General features: G+C 63.7%; 23 protein-coding genes and 1 tRNA gene. 17 read left to right on the top strand and 7 right to left on the bottom strand.

Going from position 1 to position 20,277, the window contains the following annotated elements; genetic code table 11:
• The first annotated feature begins 76 nt into the window (after positions 1-76).
• From ACODSR_RS03935 to xth, 3 genes are all read left to right on the top strand, one after another.
• Entirely contained in the window at positions 77-805 is a 729-nt protein-coding gene (locus ACODSR_RS03935) for a M23 family metallopeptidase (protein ID WP_489073894.1), read from the top strand.
• A gap of 80 nt (positions 806-885) precedes the next feature.
• Positions 886-1,212, top strand: coding sequence for an iron-sulfur cluster insertion protein ErpA (gene erpA, locus ACODSR_RS03940; RefSeq protein ID WP_006963429.1), 327 nt, complete (start codon positions 886-888; stop codon positions 1,210-1,212).
• Positions 1,213-1,262: 50 nt separating this feature from the next.
• Positions 1,263-2,036: an exodeoxyribonuclease III gene (gene xth / locus ACODSR_RS03945; protein WP_006963430.1), complete on the top strand. Its 774-nt coding sequence runs from the start codon at positions 1,263-1,265 to the stop codon at positions 2,034-2,036.
• 81 nt (positions 2,037-2,117) lie between these two features.
• Here xth and ACODSR_RS03950 read toward each other — a convergent pair whose 3' ends face one another.
• Together ACODSR_RS03950 and ACODSR_RS03955 are read right to left on the bottom strand one after the other, a co-directional pair.
• Positions 2,118-3,086, bottom strand: coding sequence for a diacylglycerol/lipid kinase family protein (locus ACODSR_RS03950; protein ID WP_489073896.1), 969 nt, complete (start codon positions 3,084-3,086; stop codon positions 2,118-2,120).
• A gap of 9 nt (positions 3,087-3,095) precedes the next feature.
• Positions 3,096-3,590, bottom strand: a complete 495-nt coding sequence (locus tag ACODSR_RS03955) for a DUF2141 domain-containing protein (protein ID WP_489073898.1) — start codon at positions 3,588-3,590, stop codon at positions 3,096-3,098.
• A 130-nt stretch (positions 3,591-3,720) separates the two neighbouring features.
• Between ACODSR_RS03955 and lptF the strand changes: the two genes are divergently transcribed.
• Both lptF and lptG read left to right on the top strand, forming a co-directional pair.
• Complete coding sequence (gene lptF, locus ACODSR_RS03960) at positions 3,721-4,932, top strand: LPS export ABC transporter permease LptF (protein WP_489073900.1); 1,212 nt, start codon at positions 3,721-3,723, stop codon at positions 4,930-4,932.
• 3 nt (positions 4,933-4,935) lie between these two features.
• Complete coding sequence (lptG, locus tag ACODSR_RS03965) at positions 4,936-6,036, top strand: LPS export ABC transporter permease LptG (protein ID WP_489073902.1); 1,101 nt, start codon at positions 4,936-4,938, stop codon at positions 6,034-6,036.
• A gap of 127 nt (positions 6,037-6,163) precedes the next feature.
• Here lptG and ACODSR_RS03970 read toward each other — a convergent pair whose 3' ends face one another.
• Complete coding sequence (locus ACODSR_RS03970) at positions 6,164-7,231, bottom strand: fatty acid desaturase family protein (protein WP_489073904.1); 1,068 nt, start codon at positions 7,229-7,231, stop codon at positions 6,164-6,166.
• Positions 7,232-7,375: 144 nt separating this feature from the next.
• Here ACODSR_RS03970 and ACODSR_RS03975 point away from each other — a divergent pair, with 144 nt between their 5' ends.
• Positions 7,376-8,533: a GNAT family N-acetyltransferase gene (locus tag ACODSR_RS03975; protein WP_489073906.1), complete on the top strand. Its 1,158-nt coding sequence runs from the start codon at positions 7,376-7,378 to the stop codon at positions 8,531-8,533.
• Positions 8,534-8,625: 92 nt separating this feature from the next.
• On the opposite strand, the gene ACODSR_RS03980 is transcribed toward ACODSR_RS03975, so the two are convergent.
• Positions 8,626-9,552, bottom strand: a complete 927-nt coding sequence (locus ACODSR_RS03980) for a diacylglycerol/lipid kinase family protein (protein ID WP_489073908.1) — start codon at positions 9,550-9,552, stop codon at positions 8,626-8,628.
• Positions 9,553-9,621: 69 nt separating this feature from the next.
• Between ACODSR_RS03980 and ACODSR_RS03985 the strand changes: the two genes are divergently transcribed.
• Positions 9,622-10,488 (top strand): metallophosphoesterase family protein, encoded by an 867-nt coding sequence (locus ACODSR_RS03985; RefSeq protein WP_489073910.1) that lies wholly within the window; start codon positions 9,622-9,624, stop codon positions 10,486-10,488.
• A 165-nt stretch (positions 10,489-10,653) separates the two neighbouring features.
• Here ACODSR_RS03985 and ACODSR_RS03990 read toward each other — a convergent pair whose 3' ends face one another.
• Entirely contained in the window at positions 10,654-11,502 is an 849-nt protein-coding gene (locus tag ACODSR_RS03990; RefSeq protein ID WP_489073912.1) for a class I SAM-dependent methyltransferase, read from the bottom strand.
• Between the two features lie 41 nt (positions 11,503-11,543).
• Here ACODSR_RS03990 and ACODSR_RS03995 point away from each other — a divergent pair, with 41 nt between their 5' ends.
• From ACODSR_RS03995 to ACODSR_RS04015, 5 genes are all read left to right on the top strand, one after another.
• Positions 11,544-12,293, top strand: coding sequence for a double zinc ribbon domain-containing protein (locus tag ACODSR_RS03995; RefSeq protein ID WP_489073914.1), 750 nt, complete (start codon positions 11,544-11,546; stop codon positions 12,291-12,293).
• Positions 12,294-12,344: 51 nt separating this feature from the next.
• The gene (grxC, locus tag ACODSR_RS04000) at positions 12,345-12,602 is read left to right on the top strand and encodes a glutaredoxin 3 (RefSeq protein WP_489073916.1); all 258 of its coding nucleotides are present in this window, start codon (positions 12,345-12,347) and stop codon (positions 12,600-12,602) included.
• A gap of 5 nt (positions 12,603-12,607) precedes the next feature.
• Complete coding sequence (locus tag ACODSR_RS04005) at positions 12,608-13,438, top strand: carbon-nitrogen hydrolase family protein (protein ID WP_489074167.1); 831 nt, start codon at positions 12,608-12,610, stop codon at positions 13,436-13,438.
• Positions 13,435-13,914: a DUF1178 family protein gene (locus ACODSR_RS04010; RefSeq protein WP_489073918.1), complete on the top strand. Its 480-nt coding sequence runs from the start codon at positions 13,435-13,437 to the stop codon at positions 13,912-13,914. Before ACODSR_RS04005 ends, ACODSR_RS04010 begins: the two co-directional genes overlap by 4 nt.
• 36 nt (positions 13,915-13,950) lie before the next feature.
• Positions 13,951-14,027: transfer RNA gene (locus ACODSR_RS04015), tRNA-Arg, on the top strand.
• Between the two features lie 5 nt (positions 14,028-14,032).
• Here ACODSR_RS04015 and ACODSR_RS04020 read toward each other — a convergent pair.
• Both ACODSR_RS04020 and ACODSR_RS04025 read right to left on the bottom strand, forming a co-directional pair.
• Positions 14,033-14,254, bottom strand: a complete 222-nt coding sequence (locus ACODSR_RS04020; protein WP_489073920.1) for a hypothetical protein — start codon at positions 14,252-14,254, stop codon at positions 14,033-14,035.
• Entirely contained in the window at positions 14,245-15,213 is a 969-nt protein-coding gene (locus ACODSR_RS04025) for a magnesium and cobalt transport protein CorA (RefSeq protein ID WP_489073922.1), read from the bottom strand. Before ACODSR_RS04025 ends, ACODSR_RS04020 begins: the two co-directional genes overlap by 10 nt.
• A 184-nt stretch (positions 15,214-15,397) precedes the next feature.
• Here ACODSR_RS04025 and ACODSR_RS04030 point away from each other — a divergent pair, with 184 nt between their 5' ends.
• The 5 genes from ACODSR_RS04030 (at position 15,398) to ACODSR_RS04050 (ending at position 20,236) form a co-directional block, all read left to right on the top strand.
• Positions 15,398-15,925, top strand: a complete 528-nt coding sequence (locus ACODSR_RS04030; RefSeq protein ID WP_489073924.1) for a hypothetical protein — start codon at positions 15,398-15,400, stop codon at positions 15,923-15,925.
• A 138-nt stretch (positions 15,926-16,063) separates the two neighbouring features.
• Positions 16,064-16,780 carry a response regulator transcription factor gene (locus ACODSR_RS04035; RefSeq protein WP_489074169.1) on the top strand — a complete coding sequence of 239 codons (717 nt, stop codon included), beginning with the start codon at positions 16,064-16,066 and terminating at the stop codon, positions 16,778-16,780.
• 147 nt (positions 16,781-16,927) lie between these two features.
• Positions 16,928-17,626, top strand: a complete 699-nt coding sequence (locus ACODSR_RS04040) for a carbonic anhydrase (RefSeq protein WP_489073926.1) — start codon at positions 16,928-16,930, stop codon at positions 17,624-17,626.
• Between the two features lie 3 nt (positions 17,627-17,629).
• Complete coding sequence (locus ACODSR_RS04045) at positions 17,630-19,126, top strand: SulP family inorganic anion transporter (protein WP_489073928.1); 1,497 nt, start codon at positions 17,630-17,632, stop codon at positions 19,124-19,126.
• Positions 19,127-19,390: 264 nt separating this feature from the next.
• Positions 19,391-20,236 (top strand): TorF family putative porin, encoded by an 846-nt coding sequence (locus tag ACODSR_RS04050; RefSeq protein ID WP_489073930.1) that lies wholly within the window; start codon positions 19,391-19,393, stop codon positions 20,234-20,236.
• Positions 20,237-20,277: the final 41 nt, after the last annotated feature.

Genomic DNA, 20,277 nt, shown 5'->3' on the forward strand with positions numbered 1-20,277 from the left:
GGCGATCCAGGTCGCCAAAAAACAACACGGGAAGCGCCGAGGGGCATAAGCCTCCGGTGACACAGTCGGGGTCGGCATGTTTGAACTTGATATGATCAATACTCGTGGTGCGCGTTTGTTCCATTCTGCCGTCAAGGCGACACAAATTTTTGCAGGGCTTGGCATTGCAGGCGCGCTCTGCGCCGCTGCCCCGGCCCAGGCGACCGAAACAGACGATCCCTATGGCGATGCGTCGGAAATCAACACCAGCGCCCTTGGGCCGCAGGATGTCGGTTTCTCCAACCTTTTCTCCAGCCTCCAGCGCCTGGATGGCAATGCCAAGACCGCGGCCTATATTCCGTCGGGCCGCCCGGTCGAAAGGCTGTCGCTGACCTCCAATTTCGGCCTCCGGTCCGACCCCTTCAACGGCGGCGCACGGATGCACAAGGGGATCGATATTCCAGGTCCCATCGGCACCCCGATCCACGCCACCGCCGACGGCATCGTCAACCGTGCAGGCTGGGCCAGCGGCTATGGCAACCTCGTCCAAATTTCGCACGGCAGCGGCATGGAAACGCGCTATGGGCATATGTCCAAGCTGCTCGTACCGGCCAACAGCTTCGTCAAGCGCGGCCAGATCATCGGCCTGATGGGCTCGACCGGCCGCTCGACCGGCAGTCACCTCCATTATGAAGTCCGTGTCGACGGCGCCGCGATCAACCCGCTGCCCTTCGTCGCCGGTCCCGATTATCTGGTGGCAATGAACAGCAAGCCGCCGGTCGCGATGGGTGGCCCGACCAAGGCACAGGAAAAGAGCGTCGACTGATCGCGCTTTTATCGACATTCGCAAAAGGCCCGGCACCCCATGGGTTGCCGGGCCTTTTGCTTGACCCTATCTAGGATGCCATGACCGATATTGATCTCACCCCATCTGCCGCTGCCCGTGTCGCCGCGATCGCCGCCAAGCAGGGCAAGCCGGCTATCCTGCGGCTGGCGGTGGAGGGGGGGGGCTGTTCGGGCTTCCAATATCGTTTCGGCCTGGCCGATGCGGTCGAGGCGGACGATCTGTCGGTCGAGCGCGATGGCGTGACGTTGGTGGTGGATGACGTCAGCCTGGACCTGGTGCGCGGATCGGCGGTGGATTTCGTCTCCGACCTTGGCGGCGCGGCGTTCAAGGTGACCAACCCCAATGCGACCGCTGGCTGTGGTTGCGGCACCAGCTTCTCGGTCTGATAGCCAAAAGCTGATCTTCCCATTAGGGACATGGGCGAGGAGAATCGTCCATGCGCATCGCCACCTTCAACATCAACGGCACCAAGGCGCGCCTGCCGCGCCTGCTGGAGTGGCTGGACGAAACGCGGCCCGACATTGCCTGCCTGCAGGAAATCAAGACATCGGACGAAACCTTCCCGGCCAAGGACATCGAGGATGCCGGTTATGGCGTGATCTGGCACGGCCAGAAGGGCTTTAATGGCGTCGCCATCCTCGCGCGCGGCGAAACCCCGGTGGAGGTGCGGCGCGGTCTGGATGGTGAGCCGGAGGATGAGCATAGCCGCTATCTGGAAGCCGATGTGAAGGGCGTGCGCGTCGCCAGCATCTATCTGCCCAACGGCAATCCGCAGCCCGGCCCCAAATTCGATTACAAGCTGCGATGGATGAAGCGCCTGCGCGCCCGCGCGGCGGAAATCTGGGCGGAGGAAGTGCCCGCGATCCTGGCGGGCGACTATAATGTCATCCCGCGCGACGATGATGTCTATTCGGTCAAGGCGATGGCGAATGACGCGCTGATGCAGCCGGAAAGCCGCGCCGCCTATCGCCGCCTGCTGGCCGATGGCTGGACCGACGCGCTGCGCAGCCGCCATCCTGCGGGGGGGGTGTGGACCTATTGGGATTATCAGATGAACGCCTGGCCCCGCGACGCGGGCTTTCGCATCGACCATCTGCTGCTAAGCCCCGCCGCCGCCGACCGGCTGGTCGACGCGCAGGTGGACAAGGCCTTTCGCGGCAGAGAGAAGGCCAGCGACCATGCGCCGACCTGGGTGGAATTGCGGGGGTGAGGGGGGATTATCCCTCTCCCTTGAGGGAGAGGGCTTCGTGTCCTTCTCCCCCCAAGGGAGAAGGGATGGATGACAATGGCCCTAAGCCGCCAGTCGCAGGAACGGCACTGGCTGGGTCGAGCGCAGTACGATCGGCTTGCCCTCCGACGCTTCGAACAGTTCGCCGTCCAGAATGACGCTGCTATGGTTGCCCTCGATGCGGATGGTGTCGCCCTGTTCCAGATGGATGCCCTGCATCTGGCTCTTGCCCACCCGCTTGAAGATGCTTGCGAATACCAGGCGCAGCAGGGCGGGCAAATTCTGTTCGACCGCCATCAATTTCATATTGCCGCGTCGGCTGTCGCCCGGCTGGACGCCCAGCAATAGCCGCTCCAGCGTGGTGACGATCAGCACGGAGAATCGCCCGGCCAACTGCCCGTCACGGATCAGCGAAATGCTGACCGGCTTGCTCGACGGCGGTAGGAATTTCGCGCGGATGCCGAAGATCAGCGATACCAGCACCGCCATCGCCGTCAGGAAATGGCTAAGGCCATTGGACAGGCCCAGCGGATAAATCTGGTTGCGGCAATAGAGCATATAATCGGCCAGCCCCGCGCCACCCAGAAACATGCCCAGCACTGGCCGGCTGCCGACCTTGCCGTCCGACAAGGCGATCAGTTCGCGCGCGACGACATGGTCGTCCACGCCGGCCTTGGCCAGCGCCACGATCCGCTCCAGCGCCTTGATCGGATCGCCATGGATGCCAAGGTCGAGCGCGATCAGGTTGGTCTTGCCATTGGGCAGCACCGCGATCGGCGGCACCCGACCCTTGAAATGCTCACCCTGATAGAGTTCGGTCAGCGCCGCCTGCACCGTGCCGTCGCCGCCATTGATGACGATGACGACCGGATCGACACGGGCAATCGTCTGGAGCGCGCGGCCGATCTGGTCGACATGCTCCACTTCATAATGGAAGATGTCCGGGTTGCTGGCGCAATAGCTGCGCACGCGCGGCAGGGTCTGGCGGTTGCCCGTGGACTTGGGATTGGACAGGAGCGCGACGCAGACCATGGCTTTTGATCACATATATTTGAGGGTGATGGTGATTTTCGTCACGCCGGGACCGGCATAGAAAGCGGCCTTTTCAACGCCCGGCTTGCCCAGGTTAAAGATGCTGATCGACGGGTTGTTGGAAAAACCGCCGCCGTCGCTGGAAATGTCGGTCTTGCCATTGCCATTGCGATCATGGCGCACGGCGATGCCATATTTGCCCGCCTGCGGCACCGGTACACAAAAACGCATCGCGCCGTTCGCCGGGCGAACCGGGGTATCAATACGATTGAGCCATTCGCCCTTCGTCAGCCACGCCGATTTGGTGGCGGGGTAGGACTGAACGCGCACCTTGCCGGTCGCCGCCGCAAAGCCGCGCACATCGACCAGCACGGCCGGGCCGTTCCCGCCGCTGGCGCAGCGTTCGAGATCGTTGGCGATTATCTGGCCATGGGCCATCGCCGGAACGACTGCGACCATCGCTGCCACCGACATCAGACCCACTGCAACTTTTACCATGACCATTAGACTCCTGGAAGCTATAGCCGCCCGACCGGGTCGGACGGACAGCCCCTGTTCGCCCCGCTACTTTCCCTGATTCCGATATGGGATGGGTTTGCGGCCAAAACATGGTGATGGGACGACGACTTAGAGAATGCTGACCGCCACCGACCGTTATCTCGCCCGCCTGATCGCGGTGCCCATGCTGGGCACGTTGGTGATCGCCGCGATGCTTTTCCTGCTCGACAAGATGCTCAGCCTGTTCGATTTCGTGGCAGCGCAAGGCGGGCCGCTTAACGTCGTATGGCGAATGCTCGCTAACATGTTGCCGGAATATATGTCGTTGGCGATACCCATTGGCTTGATGCTCGGCATATTGCTGGCGTTTCGCAAACTGGCGCTGTCGTCGGAACTGGACGTGATGCGCGGGGTGGGCTTGTCCTACGGTCGCCTGCTGCGTGTTCCATATATTTTCGCGATCTCGATGGCGCTCGTCAATTTTGGCATTGTCGGCTTCATCCAGCCTCTGTCGCGATACGCTTATGAATCGCTGCGATTCGAGCTGCGGTCGGGCGCGCTGGGGGCGTCGATCAAGGTTGGCGAGTTCACCAATCTGGGCAAGCGGATGACGATGCGGATCGAACGCAGCCTGGACGAGGGGCGCAATTTGCAAGGGATTTTCGTGCGGGCGACCAGCCGGGACGGGCAATCGGTCGCGGTCACGGCGGCGCAGGGCATGTTCCTGGCGACGGACGATCCCGACACGATCATCTTCCGCCTGCGCAATGGCGTACTGGTCAATGACGCGCCCAAATATAAGACGCCGCGAATCCTGTCTTTTTCCAGCCATGATCTGCCGATCGACCTGCCGCAGATCGAAAATTTCCGGGGGCGCGATGTCGACCGGGAAAAGACGATTCCCGAACTGATGGTGATCGGCCGCAATCCCGCTACCCCGGACAAGCTGCGCGATGAAGTGCGCGCCAATTTCCATTTCCGCATGGTGGAGGTGGTGATGATGCTGCTGTTGCCGCTGGCGGCACTGGCCTTTGCGATCCCGCCCAAGCGATCGACATCGGCGCTGGGCGTGTTTCTTTCGATCATCTTCATCGTCACCTATCACAAAATCAACCAATATGGCGAAAGCGTCGGCGCGCTGGGCAAGGTCGATCCGATCATCGCGCTGTGGGGACCGTTCCTGCTGACGTCGGGCCTGATCTTCTGGATGTATCATGTCATCGCGCACCGCCCCGGCGGCCAGCCGATCGGCGCGCTGGAAGTGGCCTTTGCCAAGATCGGCAAGCAGATCGTGCGCCTGTTGCGGCTGGGACGGCGGCGCCCGCCCGTGGCGGAAGGAGCCGCATAAGCCATGCAACTTGATTTCTTCCCGTCGCGCCAGATCAGTTGGTATATGGTGCGCCTGTTCCTGACGCGGACGCTGGCGGTGCTGGCGCTGCTGGTGCTCGTTTTACAGACGCTCGATTTGCTGGGCCAGTCGGGCGACGTCCTCGCCTATCCCGGCAATAGCGACGCGCAATTATGGCATTATGTTGGCCTGCGCGTGCCGCAGATCATCGCGCGCTTCCTGCCTTTCTCGGTGCTGCTTGGCACGCTGGTGATGCTGGCGACGCTCAACCAGAATAGCGAAATCATCTCTATGAAGGCGGCGGGCCTGTCCGCGCACCAGATACTCGCGCCGCTTGTCGTAGCGGCGCTGGGGGTTGCGATCATCAGCTATGCCTTCAACGAACGGATCGTCGCGCGATCGACTGCGGCGCTCAGCGCGTGGCAGGCGGTCGATTATGGCCCGATCCCGCGCGACAGCGGGGTCAAGAGCAACCCCTGGGTGCGCGATGGCAATAATCTGGTCAACGCCGCGATCGTCGCGGGGCGCGGCACACAGGTGCAGTTGCGCAAGGTCGAGATTTTCAACCGCATCAACAACAGCCTGACCACCATCGTCCAGGCACCGCGCGGCCATTATGACGCCGCGAACAAGAGCTGGGTGCTGGAAAATGCGCGCCAGTTCGACGTGGCGCGCGGCACGGTCACCGATGTCGGCACAGTGCGCTTTGGCCGCGACATTCGGCCCGACCAGTTCACCCTGGCCAAGGTAGATCCCGACGCGCTGACCTTCAGCCAGCTTCAGGCGGCGATTTCCGATCTGCATGATGCCGGGCGACCCACGGCGGAACTGGAGGCCAATTTGTGGCACAAGCTGTCCGGCCCGCTTTCGGCGTTGCTGATGCCGATCCTGGGGTCGGTCGCGGCCTTTGGCCTTGCGCGCTCCGGCCAGTTGTTCGTCCGCGCGGTCATGGGCATGGCGCTGGGCTTTGCCTATTTCGTCGCCGACAATTTCTCGCTGGCGATGGGCAGCCTGGGCGCTTATCCGCCCTTTCTGGCGGCCTGGGCGCCCTTCTTCCTGTTCCTGCTGGTCGGCGAAACCGTGCTGTTCAGGACGGAGGAATAGCTTAGATTGCGACAACTTTGGGTTGCCACTCCCGTCTTCCGTTCGTTTGGGGGGAAGTCGAGAAACGGTAGCGCGCGGTTTCTCGACTTCGCTCGAAACGAACGGAAGAAGGTAAAGTCATCGCGCCCTAGCGCGCCGCCATCGTGCTGCGCGCGATCTTGCCGACCAGGGGCAGCATTCCGCGATAATTGCCGCGATGATAGGGCGATTGCGGGTCCAGCGTGGCGATCAGCTTGCGGTGCGCGGCAGCCAGATTATGGTAAGGCACGCTGGGCAGCAGGTGGTGCAAAGCATGATAGCGCAGGCCGACCGGCGCCCATAGAGCGGGCAGGCTGCCGGGCGGCGGCACATTGACCGAATCGAGATATTGCGCGGTCACCGTCATCGGATCGCCCTCATTCTCCCACAGATGCGCGACCAATGTGCGCAGCTGGTTGATGACGGTCATCGCTGAATGGATCGCCATATAGACCAGCAGCGGCTTCCACCCGAAAGCAAACACACTGCCGACCAGCGCCAGCGCGAACAGGGACGCGCCTGCCTCCTGCCACGCCCACATCCGCGCGAACGCGCCTTCGGGTGTGCGGCGGCGATAGGCCGGGTTGATCGACAGGGCCGACAATTCCGCCACCACCTTCGCGCGCAGCGGCGGGATGATCAGCGACAGCGGCGTCAGCACGCCAAAGCGCAGGATCAGGCCGACCGGGGCCAGCGAGGCGATAAGGATGAACAGCGGCAGCGACCAGGGCTTCATCAGCGCCAGCGGCAGATATTCCGGGTCCTCCGCCGTGCCGTACCGGGTGCGGGCATGATGCTGGGTATGGACGCCTTCATAGAGGAAGGAGGGGATCATCAGCGGGATGCCGACGATCAGGTTCCATCCCGCCCGGAAACCGGGCAGCGCACCGGCGCGAATATGGGTGAGTTCGTGGATGAAGCTCGCCGCCCGATACAGCGCCAGCATCGCCACGATGCCGCAGGCGATGGCCAGCGGCACATAGTCGATCAGGATCGCACCCGCCAGCGCACCCCAGCCGATCAGCGCGGACGCCAGCATATCGGGCCAGTAAATACGCGCATCGGCGGTGGACAGGTCGCGGGTCAGTTCGGCCGCCGCGCGCAGCATCGCCACATCGTCAGGGATGGTCGCGCGCGCCCGCTGAGCGGCGGCAAGGATGGGATCATGCACAGTCATGGCGGGCGTCCTAATCTCCAAATGCGCTGATATCGTGGCAGCACGATGACATTCTCTGCCCGATAGCGGGCTGGCGGCGGCCTGTGATTGACAATCCGCAAACAAGCGGCGAACTGCTCCCCTCTTTTGGTGAAAGCGGCAGCCGTGGCACATAACGATCTGGTGATTACCCCCGTTTCGGGCAAGGGCGACCTCAAGGCCTTTATCGACCTGCCCTGGTCGATCTACGCCAACGATCCCAACTGGGTGCCGCCGCTGAAGGCGGAAATGCACGAGCTGTTGACGCCGGGCAAGAATCCCTTTTTCGAACATGCCAAGGCGCAATATTTCCTCGCCCGCCGCAATGGCCGCATCGTCGGTCGCATTTCGGCCCATTATGACGAACTGGCGCTGGCGATGCCGCGCGAACAGGGGATGGGACCGGGAACGGGCAATTTTGGCCTGTTCGAGGCGGAGGATGCGGCGGTCGGCGCGGCCCTGATCGCGCGCGCGGAGCAATGGCTGCGCGAACAGGGCATGACCCGCGTGGTCGGGCCGATCTCGCTGTCGATCTGGGAGGAGCCGGGGCTGCTGGTCGCCGGGCATGATCATCCCCCCACGGTCATGATGGGGCATGACAGCCCGGCCTATCAGGCGATGGTCGAGGGCGCGGGCTATCAGCCGGTCAAGACGCTCAACTGCTTCGAACTGGACATCACCCAAAGCTTCCCGCCGCTGATCCAGCGGATCATCGCGTCGGGCCACAAAAATGACCGCATCCGCATCCGCAAGGTCGACAAGTCGAAATTCGATGCCGAAGCGGCGATCATCCTCAATATCCTCAACGATGCCTGGGGGCGTAACTGGGGCTTTGTCCCGATCACCGATTCGGAAATCGCGCATACCGGCAAGAAGCTGAAACCCATCGTGTTCGAGGATCTGATCATGATCGCGGAGGTCGATGGCGAGCCGGTCGCCTTCATGATGACGCTGCCGGACCTGAATGAAGCGATCAAGCCGCTCAATGGCGCGCTGTTCCCCTTCGGCTGGGCCAAGCTGCTCTGGTGGCTGCGCAAGCCAAAGGTGCGGACGATGCGGGTGCCGTTGATGGGCGTGCTACAACGGTTGCAGGCGTCGCGGCTGGCGAGCCAGCTGGCCTTCATGATGATCGAGACGATCCGGCTGGAAGCGCTGGCGCAATATGGTGCGACGCGGGGCGAGATCAGCTGGGTGCTGGACGATAATCAGGGCATGAACGCGATTGCCGAAGCCATCGGCAGCAAGATCAACAAAGTCTATCAGCTGTACGAAAAGCCGCTTTAGGGCGCAGAACGGTTGGTCCCTTCCGCCGTTCGTGTCGAGCGAAGTCGAGACACCTGAGAGCGGCTTCTCGACTTCGCTCGAAGCGAACGGAACTATGGTTGACTCTCCGCCGGGACCGCGACCTCGATCGCGCCCGGCGCGATCCGCGCCACCACCGGGGTTTTCGCAAGCACTTCGCCGTCGATGGATATGCGCTGGCGCGGGCGGGTGGTGATGGTGAAGGCCTTGCCATGAAATTCCTCCGTATGGGCATCACGGTCGCGCAGCTTGAAGAATTTGGCATACCAGTCCCATGCCAGTCGCGGCTTGCTGCGCCCGACGACCGCCTGCACCACGATTTCGCCGGTATCGACATCGGCATGGTCGGACAGCTCGACCCCGCCATGATAGGGACCGTTGAGGATGCGGACCTCGGTTGACCACAGGCGCCTTTCCTGCTGCCCATCGTCGATGATCAGGCGGAAGGCGCGGAAGCCGACCGAACATTTGACCGCCCACAGCAGATAGCCGATCCGCCCCAGATAGCGTTTGAGCTTGTGCGGCACCGTCCGGCCGATCATCGGCGAGAGGCCAAGCGAGGCGGCGTTGACGAAATAATCCCTGTCGATCATACCCAGATCCACCCGGCGGCGGCGTCCGTTGGCGATCGTCGCGACCGCGCCGTCCAGATCGAGCGGCAGGCCCAGCGTCCGCGCGAAACTGTTGGCGGTGCCGAGCGGCAGGACCGCGAACACGCAATCCTTGCCCACCAGCTGATCGACCGTGCCGGACATGGAGCCATCGCCACCGCCCACGATCACCATCGGCGCGCCGTCGGCAATCGCCTTCGCCACGGTTTCTTCCATCAGTTCGGGGTTTTTGATCGCATGAGCGGCCAGCAACTCCATCCCCGCTTGCTCCAGCTTCTCCTTGGCCTGCGCAAACAGCGCCTCGCCCTTGCGGCTATGGGCGTTGACGATCAGCGCGGCCTGACGCGGCAGGGCGCGCGTTGCCGGACGGGTGGGGGATTTCGTTTCCATGGCACAACAACACGCGAGAGGCGGTTCGGGTCCGGGGGAAACCATCTCGCGCCGGATCGTTATCGAGCCATGGCCCGCATCGCTCACCTGTCCGACATTCATTTCGGCGCGCATGATCCCAAGATCGTCGACGCTGCCACCGCCTGGCTGGAGGAGCGACGGCCCGACCTTGTCATCATCAGCGGCGACCTGACCCAGCGGGCGCGGGTGGAGCAATTCCGTGCGGCGTCGGCCTGGCTCAACCGGCTGCGCGCGGCGGGGCTGAAACTGCTGGTGATCCCCGGCAATCATGACATTCCGCTCTATGATGTGATGCGGCGCTTTGCCGCGCCGCTCGACCGCTACAAACGCTATATCAGTCAGGACCTGTGCCCCTGGTATGAGGATGACGAGGTGGCGATCCTGGGCCTCAACACCGCGCGATCGCTGACGATCAAGGACGGGCGGATCAACCATGACCAGATGGACATGCTGCGCGAATGCTTTGCCTCGGTCGCCAGCGCCAAGACGCGCATATTGGTGACCCATCATCCGCTGTTCGCCATGCCGATCGGCCGGGGCGGGGAGCTGAGCGAGGCGGTCGGCCAGCATGATGATGCCGTGCAGGCAGCGTGCGAGGCTGGGGTGCATCTGGCGCTGGCGGGCCATTTCCACCGCACCTATGCGCAGGCCGCGCGCAAGATGGTCGAACGGGCGGGTGGCGCGCTGATCATCCAGGCCGGCACCGCGACATCGACCCGGCTGCGCAACGCCGAACCACAAAGCTTCAACTGGCTGCATGTCCGGCGGCATGACGAGATGGAGATACAGGTGATCGTCTGGGATGGTTCTGGCTTCCGCCGGGCCAGCCATGTTGAGTATCGGCATGACGGGCGGGACTGGAGCGGGCGGGATGTGCGCGATGGGACGGTGGTGGGCGCATTGGCGGGCGAATAGGATTTACCGGGCTTAACTTCGCATATTTCCCGGTAATTGCGACATTTACGAACGAGATTCGGTAATAATATTTCGCGCTTCGATTGAGTGGTCAGACGATGGAAAGAGCCGGTTGCGCGTTTTTTAACACGGGGTGGGCGATGTAGGACAGGGGGCTGTGCGCCCTCAATCCTTCGCCTTCAACGCCGCCGCCAGCGACACCGTTGCGCTGCCGCGCCGGGCGGGAGCTGCCTGGCTGGGGTCGGGCTTCCAGCCGGACAGATAGACGATGGCGATCTGTTCGGCGGTGCGGCCATCCGGGTCGGCGGCGGCGGTAAAGTGGCTGGCGGCACCGATCAGCGCGTCGCGGCGCAGCGCGGGTGGGCGAGCAGTCAGCATATTGCCCGCGCCCATGCCGCGCAGGTCGTGCATCAGGCGCAGCAGGTCGCCATAGCGCACGCTCAGCGTTTCGCCGTCCGCGACCGGCATGGCGAAACCCGCGCGGCTGAGCAGATCACCCGCTGAGCGCACATCGACCTGCGGGTGGATATGCTGGCCGGGCCGGTCGCCTTCGCCCGCCATCAGCGCGGCGCGCAAGCGGGGCAGGCTGCCCGCGCCCGTAAAGGCCGCGAGCATCAGCCCGTCAGGGCGCAGCACCCGGCGCATCAGGATCAGCGCGCCGGGCAGGTCATTGACGCTGTCGAGCGTGCCGCAGGCGAGGATCAGATCGAAACTATTGTCGGCAAAGGGCAGGGCGTCCTCATCCCCCTGCACCCCGCCATCGGCGCGGGCGGCGAGGAAGCCGGGATCGATACAGGCGACACGCTTGCCCATCGCTTCCAGTGCCGCCCTGGCGCTGCCATCCGGGCAGCCGATCACCAAGGCTTCGGGCAGGTCGCGCTGCACATCGCCCAGCCGGTCGAGCAGTTCGTCGAGCATCGCGCGATAGAGAAAGTCGTGGGCCGCGAAATCGGCCAGCATCCGGTCCCGCCGGATGCTGCGTAAGGGGCGGTCGAAGATGTCGGGGCTGCTCATGCCGGGCCTTGTGCAACGGGCGGGAAGGGGGGACAAGGCAGATGATGCCTTTCCTGCCGCTTCTCAAGAGCGCGATCCGCCCCGCGCTCGATTATGCGCTGCCGCCGCGCTGCCCCGGTTGCGGCGCGATCGTGGGGGAGGATCATGGCTTTTGCCTGTCCTGCTGGGGCGGCATGGAATTTCTGGGCGAACCCTGCTGCGCGCGCTGCGGCATCCCTTTTCCGCATGACATGGGTGCAGGGTCGGCGTGCGGCGCGTGCCTGGCCGATCCGCCGCCCTTCGACAGCGCGCGGGCGGTGCTGGCCTATGGCGATGTGGCGCGCACGGTGGCGCTGCGGCTGAAATATGGGCGGCGCATTGGCCTTGCCAGGCTGGTCGCGCGGCAGATGCTGCGCCATGTGCCGGTGGCGGGTGATGATCCGCCGCTGATCGTGCCGGTGCCGCTGCATCGCTGGCGGCTGTGGGGGCGGGGGTTCAACCAGTCGGCGCTGATCGCCGATCATCTGGGGCGGCTGACGGGACTTGCGGTGGACAAGCACGGGCTGTTGCGGGTGCGGCGGACGGTGCCTTTGCGCGGTATGCATCCGGGCCAGCGCGCCAGGGCGGTGCGCGGGGCGTTTGCGCTGGCGGACGGGCATGGGCTGAAGGGGCGGCGCATCCTGCTGATCGACGATGTGCATACCAGCGGCGCGACGGCGGCGGCCTGTACCCGCGTTTTGAAGCGCGGCGGGGCAGGCGATGTGCGGCTGCTCTGCTGGGCGCGGGCCTTGCCGCGCGAAGGCGTTGATTGACAAAGCCGCGATTAGCCCCAATTTCAGGGAATAAGGAGTGATGACGGACAGATGGCAAAGGTCGAAATCTACACCAAGGCATTTTGCGGCTATTGCGCGCGGGCAAAGGCGTTGCTGACCGACAAGGGCGTTGCGTTCGAGGAATATGACATCACGATGGGCGGGCCGAAACGCGCCGAAATGCTGGAGCGCAGCCGGGGCGGCAGCACTGTGCCGCAGATTTTCGTCGACGGCCAGCATATCGGCGGCAGCGATGACATGGCGGCGCTGAACCGTCAGGGCAAGCTCGACCCGCTGCTCGGCCTGTGACGACGATGCGCGCCGCGCTGTTTCAGATGACCAGCGGCATCGACCCCGCCGCCAATGCGGCTGCCATTGTGGAGATGGCGGCACGGGCCAAGGGAGAGGGGGCGGACATGCTCTTCACCCCGGAAATGGCGGGCTATCTGGACCGCGACCGCAGCCGCGCCGCCGCGACGTTGCGGTCACAGGCCGACGATGGCGTTCTGGCCGCAGTGCGCGAGGCGGCGGCCAGGCATGGCCTGTGGGTTCATATCGGATCACTGCCGCTGAAAGACGAGCGCGCCGACGGACGCTGGGCCAATCGCAGCTTCCTGATCGATGATACAGGCGCGATACGGGCGACTTATGACAAGATCCACCTGTTCGACGTCGATCTGGCGAGCGGCGAAAGCTGGCGCGAATCGTCGGTTTACGGGCCGGGGGAACAGGTCGTTGCGGCCGATACGCCCTGGGGCCGGATGGGCTTTTCGATCTGCTACGACATGCGCTTTCCCGATCTCTATCGCGCCTTGACCAATGCCGGGGCGACGATCCTGCTGGCACCGGCGGCCTTCACCGTGCCGACGGGCCAGGCGCACTGGCATGTGCTGCTGCGCGCCCGCGCGATCGAGGCGGGCTGTTTCGTCATTGCGACCGCGCAGGTTGGCACCCATGCGGACGGGCGCGTCACTTATGGTCATAGTGTGGTGATCGACCCTTGGGGCGAAGTGCTGCTCGACATGGGCGAGAGCGCGGGGCTGGGGCTTGTCGATATCGACCTGACGCGGCTAGGGGAAGTGCGGGCGCGCGTGCCCGCCATCGCCAACCGCCGCGTCATTCCGCAGGAAGTGCAAATTTCGTGATCGTGTTCGACCTGAAATGTGAGGGCCAGGGCCATGTGTTCGAAGCCTGGTTCGGCTCCAGCGCGGACTATGCCGACCAGCAGGCGCGGGGCCTTTTGGCCTGCCCGATCTGCGGTGACGCACAGGTGGTCAAGGCGGTGATGGCCCCCGCCGTCGCGGCCAAGGGAAATAGCCGGGCCGTCGTGGTGCAGGATGCGCCAGCGTCCGACGCGCCGGTCCCGATCAGCGCGGGCGACGCGGCCAAGATGCGCGCGATGGTCGATGCACTGGCGCAGGCGCAGAAAAAGGCGTTGGAAGGCTCCACCTGGGTCGGGCGCGGTTTTGCCGAACAGGCGCGGGCCATGCATTATGGCGAGCAGGCCAATAGCAGCATCCATGGCGAGGTCGCCCCGGCGGAGGCCAAGGCACTGATGGAAGAAGGCGTGCCAGTCGCGCCACTGCCTTTTCCGGTCATCCCTCCCGAAGCGAAGAATTGACCGCGTCGCCCGCCCATAATAGAGGCCAATCCGTGGGCACCCGTAGCTCAGCAGGATAGAGCATCAGATTCCTAATCTGAGGGCCATGGGTTCGAATCCCGTCGGGTGCACCATTACCTCACGCCTCAGCCAGCATCGCGTCGATGACCGCCTGCCAGGCAGCAAGCGCTGGCCCGTCCATCGGCACGCCCGGATCGCGGATCGTGGCCAGCACGACACGGGCGTTTTCCTGGTACATGCGCCGCATCGGTTCGGCGTCGGGATCGTCCCAGTCCCAGTCGGGGGCGATATTGGCGTACATGGCGCGCGCGGCGCGTTCCACGGCTTCTGTCACAGCCATTTGAGTTTCCTGAATCGGGCATAGAGCAGGGTGCAGACGATGCTGATCACCCCCAGCACCACGAAATAGCCGTAGCGGGTGGTCAGTTCGGGCATATGTTCGAAATTCATGCCGTAAATGCCCGCGATCGCGGTCGGCACCGCCAAAATTGCGGCCCAGGCGGCGAGCTGGCGGGTGATGACACCGGTGCGCTGCTGTTCCAGCAAATTGCTGAATTCAAACACCGATGTCAGGATTTCGCGCAGATCCTCCACCATCGTCTGGACCCGGCGGACATGGTCGCGCACGTCGCTGAAATAGGGGCGGGCTTCGGCGTCGATGCAGGGCAATTCCTGCTTGACGAATTTGGTCGCGACCTCGTGCATCGGGGTCAGGATGCGCTGGAAGCGCAGCAACTGGCGGCGCAGGTTGAAGATGCGGGTAATGTCGTCGCGCCCCAGGAAAGTATCGACTGTATGCTGCTCCATCGCCAGCACCTCCTCCTCTATCCCCTCGATGATCGGCAGATAGCCATCGACCACGAAATCCAGAATGGCGTGCAGGACATAATCGACCCCCTGGGCGAGACGCGCAGGCACCGCCTCCAGATCCTGCCGCAGGGCCAGGTGGGCGCGGGCCGATCCATGGCGAACGGTGATGATGTGGCTGTGGCCCACGAAGATCGCGGTTTCGCCATAGCAGATGCTGCCATCCTCGACATGGGCGGTGCGGGCGACGACGAACAGCTGGTCGCCATAAAGATCAACCTTGGGCAGTTGATTGGCCTTGATCGCATCCTCGACCGCCAGCGGGTGGAGGTCATAGGCGTGCTGGAGCGCCTGCATTTCAGCCAGCGTCGGGTCGGCGACACCGATCCAGACAAATTCGGATTTGTCATGCGCGCAGTCGATTCGCTCGTCGATCGACACCGCCCGGACGCGGGTGCCATTGCGATAGAGATAGGCAGCAACGACGGTCATGGGCAGGTCCGGTTATGGGCAGGGAAAAGCCGATTAGCAGATGGGTGACGCGGCGTCCCATCCCAGTCACCACACGACTTGCATGATTTTTCGTCAAGGGGGTGGCTACTGACTTTGGCGTGACATAGTTGGGGGCGACAAGGGGGGCATAGAAAAGCACGCGAAAGCGGAGACGGTTCTGCCCATGTTTGCCATAGATTTCGAGGCATCCTGCCTGCCGCGCCATGGACGGTCCTTTCCGATCGAGGTCGGGCTGGCGGGCAGGGACGGTGCGCGCAGCTGGCTGATTCGGCCGCATCCTGACTGGTCGGGGTGGGACTGGACGGCGGAGGCGGAGGCTTTGCATGGGCTTAGCCGGGCGCGGATTGAACAGGACGGCCTGCCCGCCCATGTCGTGCTGGATCAGTTGGCCGATGCGGTGGGCGGGCGACGGGTTGTCGCCGACAGTCTGATCGATCCCTATTGGCTGGACACGCTGGCGGCAGCCGCTGGACGGGCGGCACCCTTTGCTATCGATCATGTCGCAACGCTGTTGGACGAGCGGCAGGTCGATGAAGCGCAGATCAGCGCGGCGGTGCGGATCGCAGACCAGCGCTGCCCGACGCGACACTGGGCGGGCAGCGACGCTTTGTGGCTGGCGAGCGTGATGGCGCAGCTATGGCCCGACGTGGCCGGCTATCCCGCCGCCCGGATGCCGCTGATGTCCCAGTAGCAACAATTTGTTACGTCCGGCAAATTTCGGAGACATTCGCCGTCCCTAATCCGGGCGCTCCGGTTCCGCAGGGATCGGATGCTTTCGCCTGAGCAGGAGTGCGATGATGACGGACAATGCCGCGCCGGACGGCCCGCGATGCCGGTAACCGCGCCGCTGATCATGATCGCCGAGACGCAGCCGGACCTGCGCCGGACGATCCGCGAATTTCTGGAAGAGAGCGGCTTTCGCGTCCTGCCGGCCAAATCCTCCGATGATATATTCCAGGCGCTGGGCACGATGCCGGTCGGTGTCGTCGTGCTGGATTCGGCGTTGCGCGGGGCGGACGGGCTGGACCTGTGCCGCGACGTGCGCGAACGCAGCGATGTGCCGGTCATCCTGGTCGGCGCCAACAGCAGCGAAGTTGACCGGGTGGTCGGGCTGGAGCTGGGGGCGGACGATTATATGGCCAAGCCCTATTCCGGTCGTGAACTGGCCGCGCGGGTGCGGGCGGTGCTGCGCCGGGGGCGAACTGAACGGGCGATGGGCCTGAACCGCCAGACCGAAGCGTTGTTCGATGGTTGGATGGTGCATTTCGGGCGGCGGGAGGTGCTCGATCCGGCTGGTGTGCCAGTCAATCTCACGGCGGCCGAGTTTACGTTGCTGGCTGTGTTGCTGGATCATCCGCAGACGGTGATAGCGCGGGCAAGGCTGATGGAATTGGCCGGGGTGCGGGATGCGCCATCGTCCGATCGCAGCATTGACGTGCTGATCAGCCGCCTGCGCCGCAAGCTGCGCCATGGCGACCGGCCCGCGCCGATCGTGACCGCGCGCGGTGTCGGCTATATGTTGAGCGCGACGGTCGATCGCCGCTGAAATCGGGCTTTGTCGCGCTGGCGTATCAATTCAACGTCCAGACATACTATTTAACAAAGCCGCTGCGACGCAGCAAAACCGCTCTCCTATCTAGGCTGACAGGCCGGTTCGCCCCCAGACCGGCAAAGCAACAAAAGGATAGACTCCATGAACGAGCTTATCGGTCGCGTTTTCAACTTCGAAAAGCACACTTTTCCGAACGAAAGCGCGCTATACAATCGACTCGCCAGTGACGGCCAGAGCCCCAAGGCGCTGATGATCTCCTGCGCCGATTCGCGGATCGTGCCCGAACATATCATGCAGGCACAGCCCGGCGACCTGTTCGTATGCCGCAATGCGGGCAATATCGTTCCGCCGCACGCGACGCAAAATGGCGGTGTGACATCCACGGTCGAATATGCCGTCATGGTGCTGGGCGTGCGCGACATCATCGTGTGCGGCCACAGCGATTGCGGTGCGATGAAGGCGCTGTCCACCAATGCCGACCTGACCGCCATGCCCAATGTCGCCGCCTGGCTGCGGCACAGCCACGCCGCGCAACAGGTCTGCCGCGAAAGCTATCCTGCCGATCTGAGCGACGCGGAAAAGCTGCGCAACATGGCGCTGGAAAATGTCGTGGTGCAGCTGGCGCATTTGCGCACCCATCCCTCGGTGGCGTCGGGCATCGCGCGCGGTGAAATCGCGCTGCATGGCTGGTATGTCGATATTCACGCCGGTCTGGTGATGGGCCTTGATGGCGAAACCGGCCGTTTCTCGCCGTTGCGCGAGGATCAGCCCTTGCCCGTCGCGCTGCCGCACGGTCGCCGTCTGGCTGGCGAAAGCCCTTATGCCCTGGCGGCGGAGTAAGCCATGTTGAAAGCCTTTTCCGGCGGCACATTCAGCCGCGACTTCGTAGCATCCATCGTTGTCTTTCTGGTGGCCATGCCGCTGTGCATGGGCATTGCGGTTGCATCTGGCGTGCCGCCGGAAAAGGGCCTGATCACCGGAATCATCGGCGGTATCGTCGTGGGTTTGCTGGCAGGTTCACCGTTGCAGGTCAGCGGTCCTGCGGCGGGTCTGGCCGTGATCGTCTTTGAAATCGTCCGCGAACAGGGGCTGTCCGCCCTTGGCCCTATCCTGATCCTGGCGGGCGCGATCCAGGTTGTCGCCGGCCTGTTGCGGGTTGGCGGCTGGTTCCGTGCGATTTCGCCAGCGGTCGTCCACGGGATGCTGGCGGGCATCGGTGTGCTGATCGTGGTCGGCCAGTTCCATGTGCTGTTCGACGACAAGCCGCTGTCGAGTGGCCTGCAAAACCTGATCGCGATGCCGGGCCAGATTTTCGGCCTGAGCAATAGCGATGCCGCGACGGCTTTTGCCATCGGCCTTGTCACCATCTTTGGCATGCTGGGCTGGGAGAAATTCCGTCCCGCCTCGATGAAGCTGGTGCCCGGCGCGCTGGTCGGCGTGGTCGCGGCCACGCTGGTCGCCTTCCTGCTCGGTTTGCCGGTCGCGCGCGTGACCGTGCCTGAATCCATCGTCGGTGCTATCGCGCTGCCAGAAAGCGGCTTGCTGGCGCAATTGCTCAACCCCACCGTCATCACGACTGCCATCGCCATTGCCTTCATCGCCAGCGCCGAAACCTTGCTGTCGGCTGCGGCAGTCGACCGTATGCATGATGGTGTCCGCACCGATTATAACCGGGAGTTGAGCGCCCAGGGCGTTGGCAATCTGCTTTGCGGCTTTGCCGGGGCGCTGCCGATGACCGGTGTTATCGTCCGCAGTTCCGCCAACGTACAGGCCGGGGCCAAGACCCGGATGTCGGCGGTGCTGCATGGCGTGTGGATATTGGGCTTCGTCGCGCTGCTGCCATGGTTGCTGCGTGAAATCCCGATGGCTGCGCTGGCGGGCATCCTCGTCGTCACCGGTGTTCGGCTGGTCAGCGTCGATCATGTCCGGCATCTGTTGCACCGCTATGGTCCCTTGCCCGCGGTGGTGTGGGCCGCGACGCTGATCTGCGTCGTCGCGACCGACCTGTTGACCGGCGTGCTGGTCGGCATCGGCCTGTCGATGCTGGAACTGGTGCCGCATCTTAGCCGCCTGCGGCTCAGGATGGAGGAAGAAAGCCGGGGCGACGCCCATGAGGTTGCGCTGCGCGGCTCTGCGACCTTCCTCAACCTGCCCAAATTGTCGGCCAAGCTCGACTCGCTGCCTGCCGCTGGTCTTGTCATCCTGAATGTCGAGCGGCTGGGACATATCGATCATACCTGCGCGGAAATGGTGCGCGAATGGGTCGATCGCCGTCGCAGTGCCGGTTCGCCGGTTGAACTATTTGGTGCAACCGGACGGATGCGCCAACTCGTCGCCTGATCCTCCCCCCTCGATCAGGCGATCAAGGTGCCGCCGTGTCCCCTGACACGGCGGCATTTTGCGTTTTGGCGACGAAAATGGCGGATGATGAATAGTCACTTTTATGTCACAGCGATTAGCATCATCTCGCATGTGCGAGAAAAACCCGTTTGCTTGATCGGCATTTGAGAATTAGGCAGACCTCGACCACCGGTACTGGAAGCGCAAGCAACAGACTTTCGGGCCAGAGTGGACGCAGGACGGAACATTCTTTCGTAAAGGGGAATGTTCATGAAGTATAAGATCGCTACCGCCGCCCTCGCCCTTATGTCGAGCGTCCCGGCTTTCGCCCAGGAGGCACCTGCCAGCCCCGTCACCGTTACGGGCAGCGTTGCACTGGTTTCCGACTATCGTTTCCGTGGCGTGTCGCAGAGCGACAAGGGCATGGCCGTTCAGGGTGGCATCACCGCCACGCATGAAAGCGGCGCCTATGCCGGCACCTGGGCATCGAACCTGGGCGGCTGGGGCCGTTTCGGTGGTTCCAACATGGAACTCGACCTGTTCGCCGGTTATGCCATTCCGCTGGGCGGCGCTACGCTCGACGTCGGTCTGACCTGGTACATGTATCCGTCGGGCGCCGACGTGACGGATTTCGCTGAGCCCTATGTCAAGCTGTCGAGCACGATCGGCCCGGTCAAGGGTCTGGTTGGCGTTGCTTACGCGCCCAAGCAGGAAGCCCTGGGCAATGTGTGCAGCGATGCGGCTTGCACCATCTTCAATCCGGGCGACAAGGAAGACAACCTGTACGTCTGGGCTGACGTAAGCGGTGCCGTCCCCAACACGCCTGTGTCGCTGAAGGCGCATCTGGGCTGGTCGAACGGCAACCCCGGCCTTGGCCCGAACGGCACGTCGATCGCGCCGACCGGCAAATATCTCGACTGGATGGTCGGTGCGGACGTTGCCGTTCCCGGCACGCCGCTGACCCTGGGCGTGGCCTATGTCGACACCGACATCGCCCGCGTCGAGGAAAATTATCTGCGTCCTAACTTCATGGTTTCGGGCGACAGCAAGGATGTTGGCAAGTCGATTGCCCGCGGCCAGGTCGTATTCTCGCTGACCGCAGCCTTCTGATCCATTATGCCGGGCCTGTTCATTCAGGCCCGGCATAAGCT

The sequence above is a fragment of the Sphingobium sp. FG125 genome (assembly GCF_057809795.1).

What these genes read in the sequence shown, in the direction of transcription:
- xth (WP_006963430.1), top strand. Translation starts at nt 1,263, where the DNA reads ATGCGCATCGCCACCTTCAACATCAACGGCACCAAGGCGCGCCTGCCG.
- lptG (WP_489073902.1), top strand. Translation starts at nt 4,936, where the DNA reads ATGCAACTTGATTTCTTCCCGTCGCGCCAGATCAGTTGGTATATGGTG.
- grxC (WP_489073916.1), top strand. Translation starts at nt 12,345, where the DNA reads ATGGCAAAGGTCGAAATCTACACCAAGGCATTTTGCGGCTATTGCGCG.
- ACODSR_RS04050 (WP_489073930.1), top strand. Translation starts at nt 19,391, where the DNA reads ATGTTCATGAAGTATAAGATCGCTACCGCCGCCCTCGCCCTTATGTCG.
- erpA (WP_006963429.1), top strand. Translation starts at nt 886, where the DNA reads ATGACCGATATTGATCTCACCCCATCTGCCGCTGCCCGTGTCGCCGCG.
- ACODSR_RS03970 (WP_489073904.1), bottom strand. Translation starts at nt 7,231, where the DNA reads ATGACTGTGCATGATCCCATCCTTGCCGCCGCTCAGCGGGCGCGCGCG.
- ACODSR_RS04040 (WP_489073926.1), top strand. Translation starts at nt 16,928, where the DNA reads ATGAACGAGCTTATCGGTCGCGTTTTCAACTTCGAAAAGCACACTTTT.
- lptF (WP_489073900.1), top strand. Translation starts at nt 3,721, where the DNA reads ATGCTGACCGCCACCGACCGTTATCTCGCCCGCCTGATCGCGGTGCCC.
- ACODSR_RS03955 (WP_489073898.1), bottom strand. Translation starts at nt 3,590, where the DNA reads ATGGTCATGGTAAAAGTTGCAGTGGGTCTGATGTCGGTGGCAGCGATG.
- ACODSR_RS03995 (WP_489073914.1), top strand. Translation starts at nt 11,544, where the DNA reads ATGATGCCTTTCCTGCCGCTTCTCAAGAGCGCGATCCGCCCCGCGCTC.
- ACODSR_RS03935 (WP_489073894.1), top strand. Translation starts at nt 77, where the DNA reads ATGTTTGAACTTGATATGATCAATACTCGTGGTGCGCGTTTGTTCCAT.
- ACODSR_RS04005 (WP_489074167.1), top strand. Translation starts at nt 12,608, where the DNA reads ATGCGCGCCGCGCTGTTTCAGATGACCAGCGGCATCGACCCCGCCGCC.
- ACODSR_RS03980 (WP_489073908.1), bottom strand. Translation starts at nt 9,552, where the DNA reads ATGGAAACGAAATCCCCCACCCGTCCGGCAACGCGCGCCCTGCCGCGT.
- ACODSR_RS03950 (WP_489073896.1), bottom strand. Translation starts at nt 3,086, where the DNA reads ATGGTCTGCGTCGCGCTCCTGTCCAATCCCAAGTCCACGGGCAACCGC.
- ACODSR_RS04025 (WP_489073922.1), bottom strand. Translation starts at nt 15,213, where the DNA reads ATGACCGTCGTTGCTGCCTATCTCTATCGCAATGGCACCCGCGTCCGG.
- ACODSR_RS03985 (WP_489073910.1), top strand. Translation starts at nt 9,622, where the DNA reads ATGGCCCGCATCGCTCACCTGTCCGACATTCATTTCGGCGCGCATGAT.
- ACODSR_RS03990 (WP_489073912.1), bottom strand. Translation starts at nt 11,502, where the DNA reads ATGAGCAGCCCCGACATCTTCGACCGCCCCTTACGCAGCATCCGGCGG.
- ACODSR_RS04035 (WP_489074169.1), top strand. Translation starts at nt 16,064, where the DNA reads ATGCCGGTAACCGCGCCGCTGATCATGATCGCCGAGACGCAGCCGGAC.
- ACODSR_RS04045 (WP_489073928.1), top strand. Translation starts at nt 17,630, where the DNA reads ATGTTGAAAGCCTTTTCCGGCGGCACATTCAGCCGCGACTTCGTAGCA.
- ACODSR_RS04020 (WP_489073920.1), bottom strand. Translation starts at nt 14,254, where the DNA reads ATGGCTGTGACAGAAGCCGTGGAACGCGCCGCGCGCGCCATGTACGCC.
- ACODSR_RS04030 (WP_489073924.1), top strand. Translation starts at nt 15,398, where the DNA reads ATGTTTGCCATAGATTTCGAGGCATCCTGCCTGCCGCGCCATGGACGG.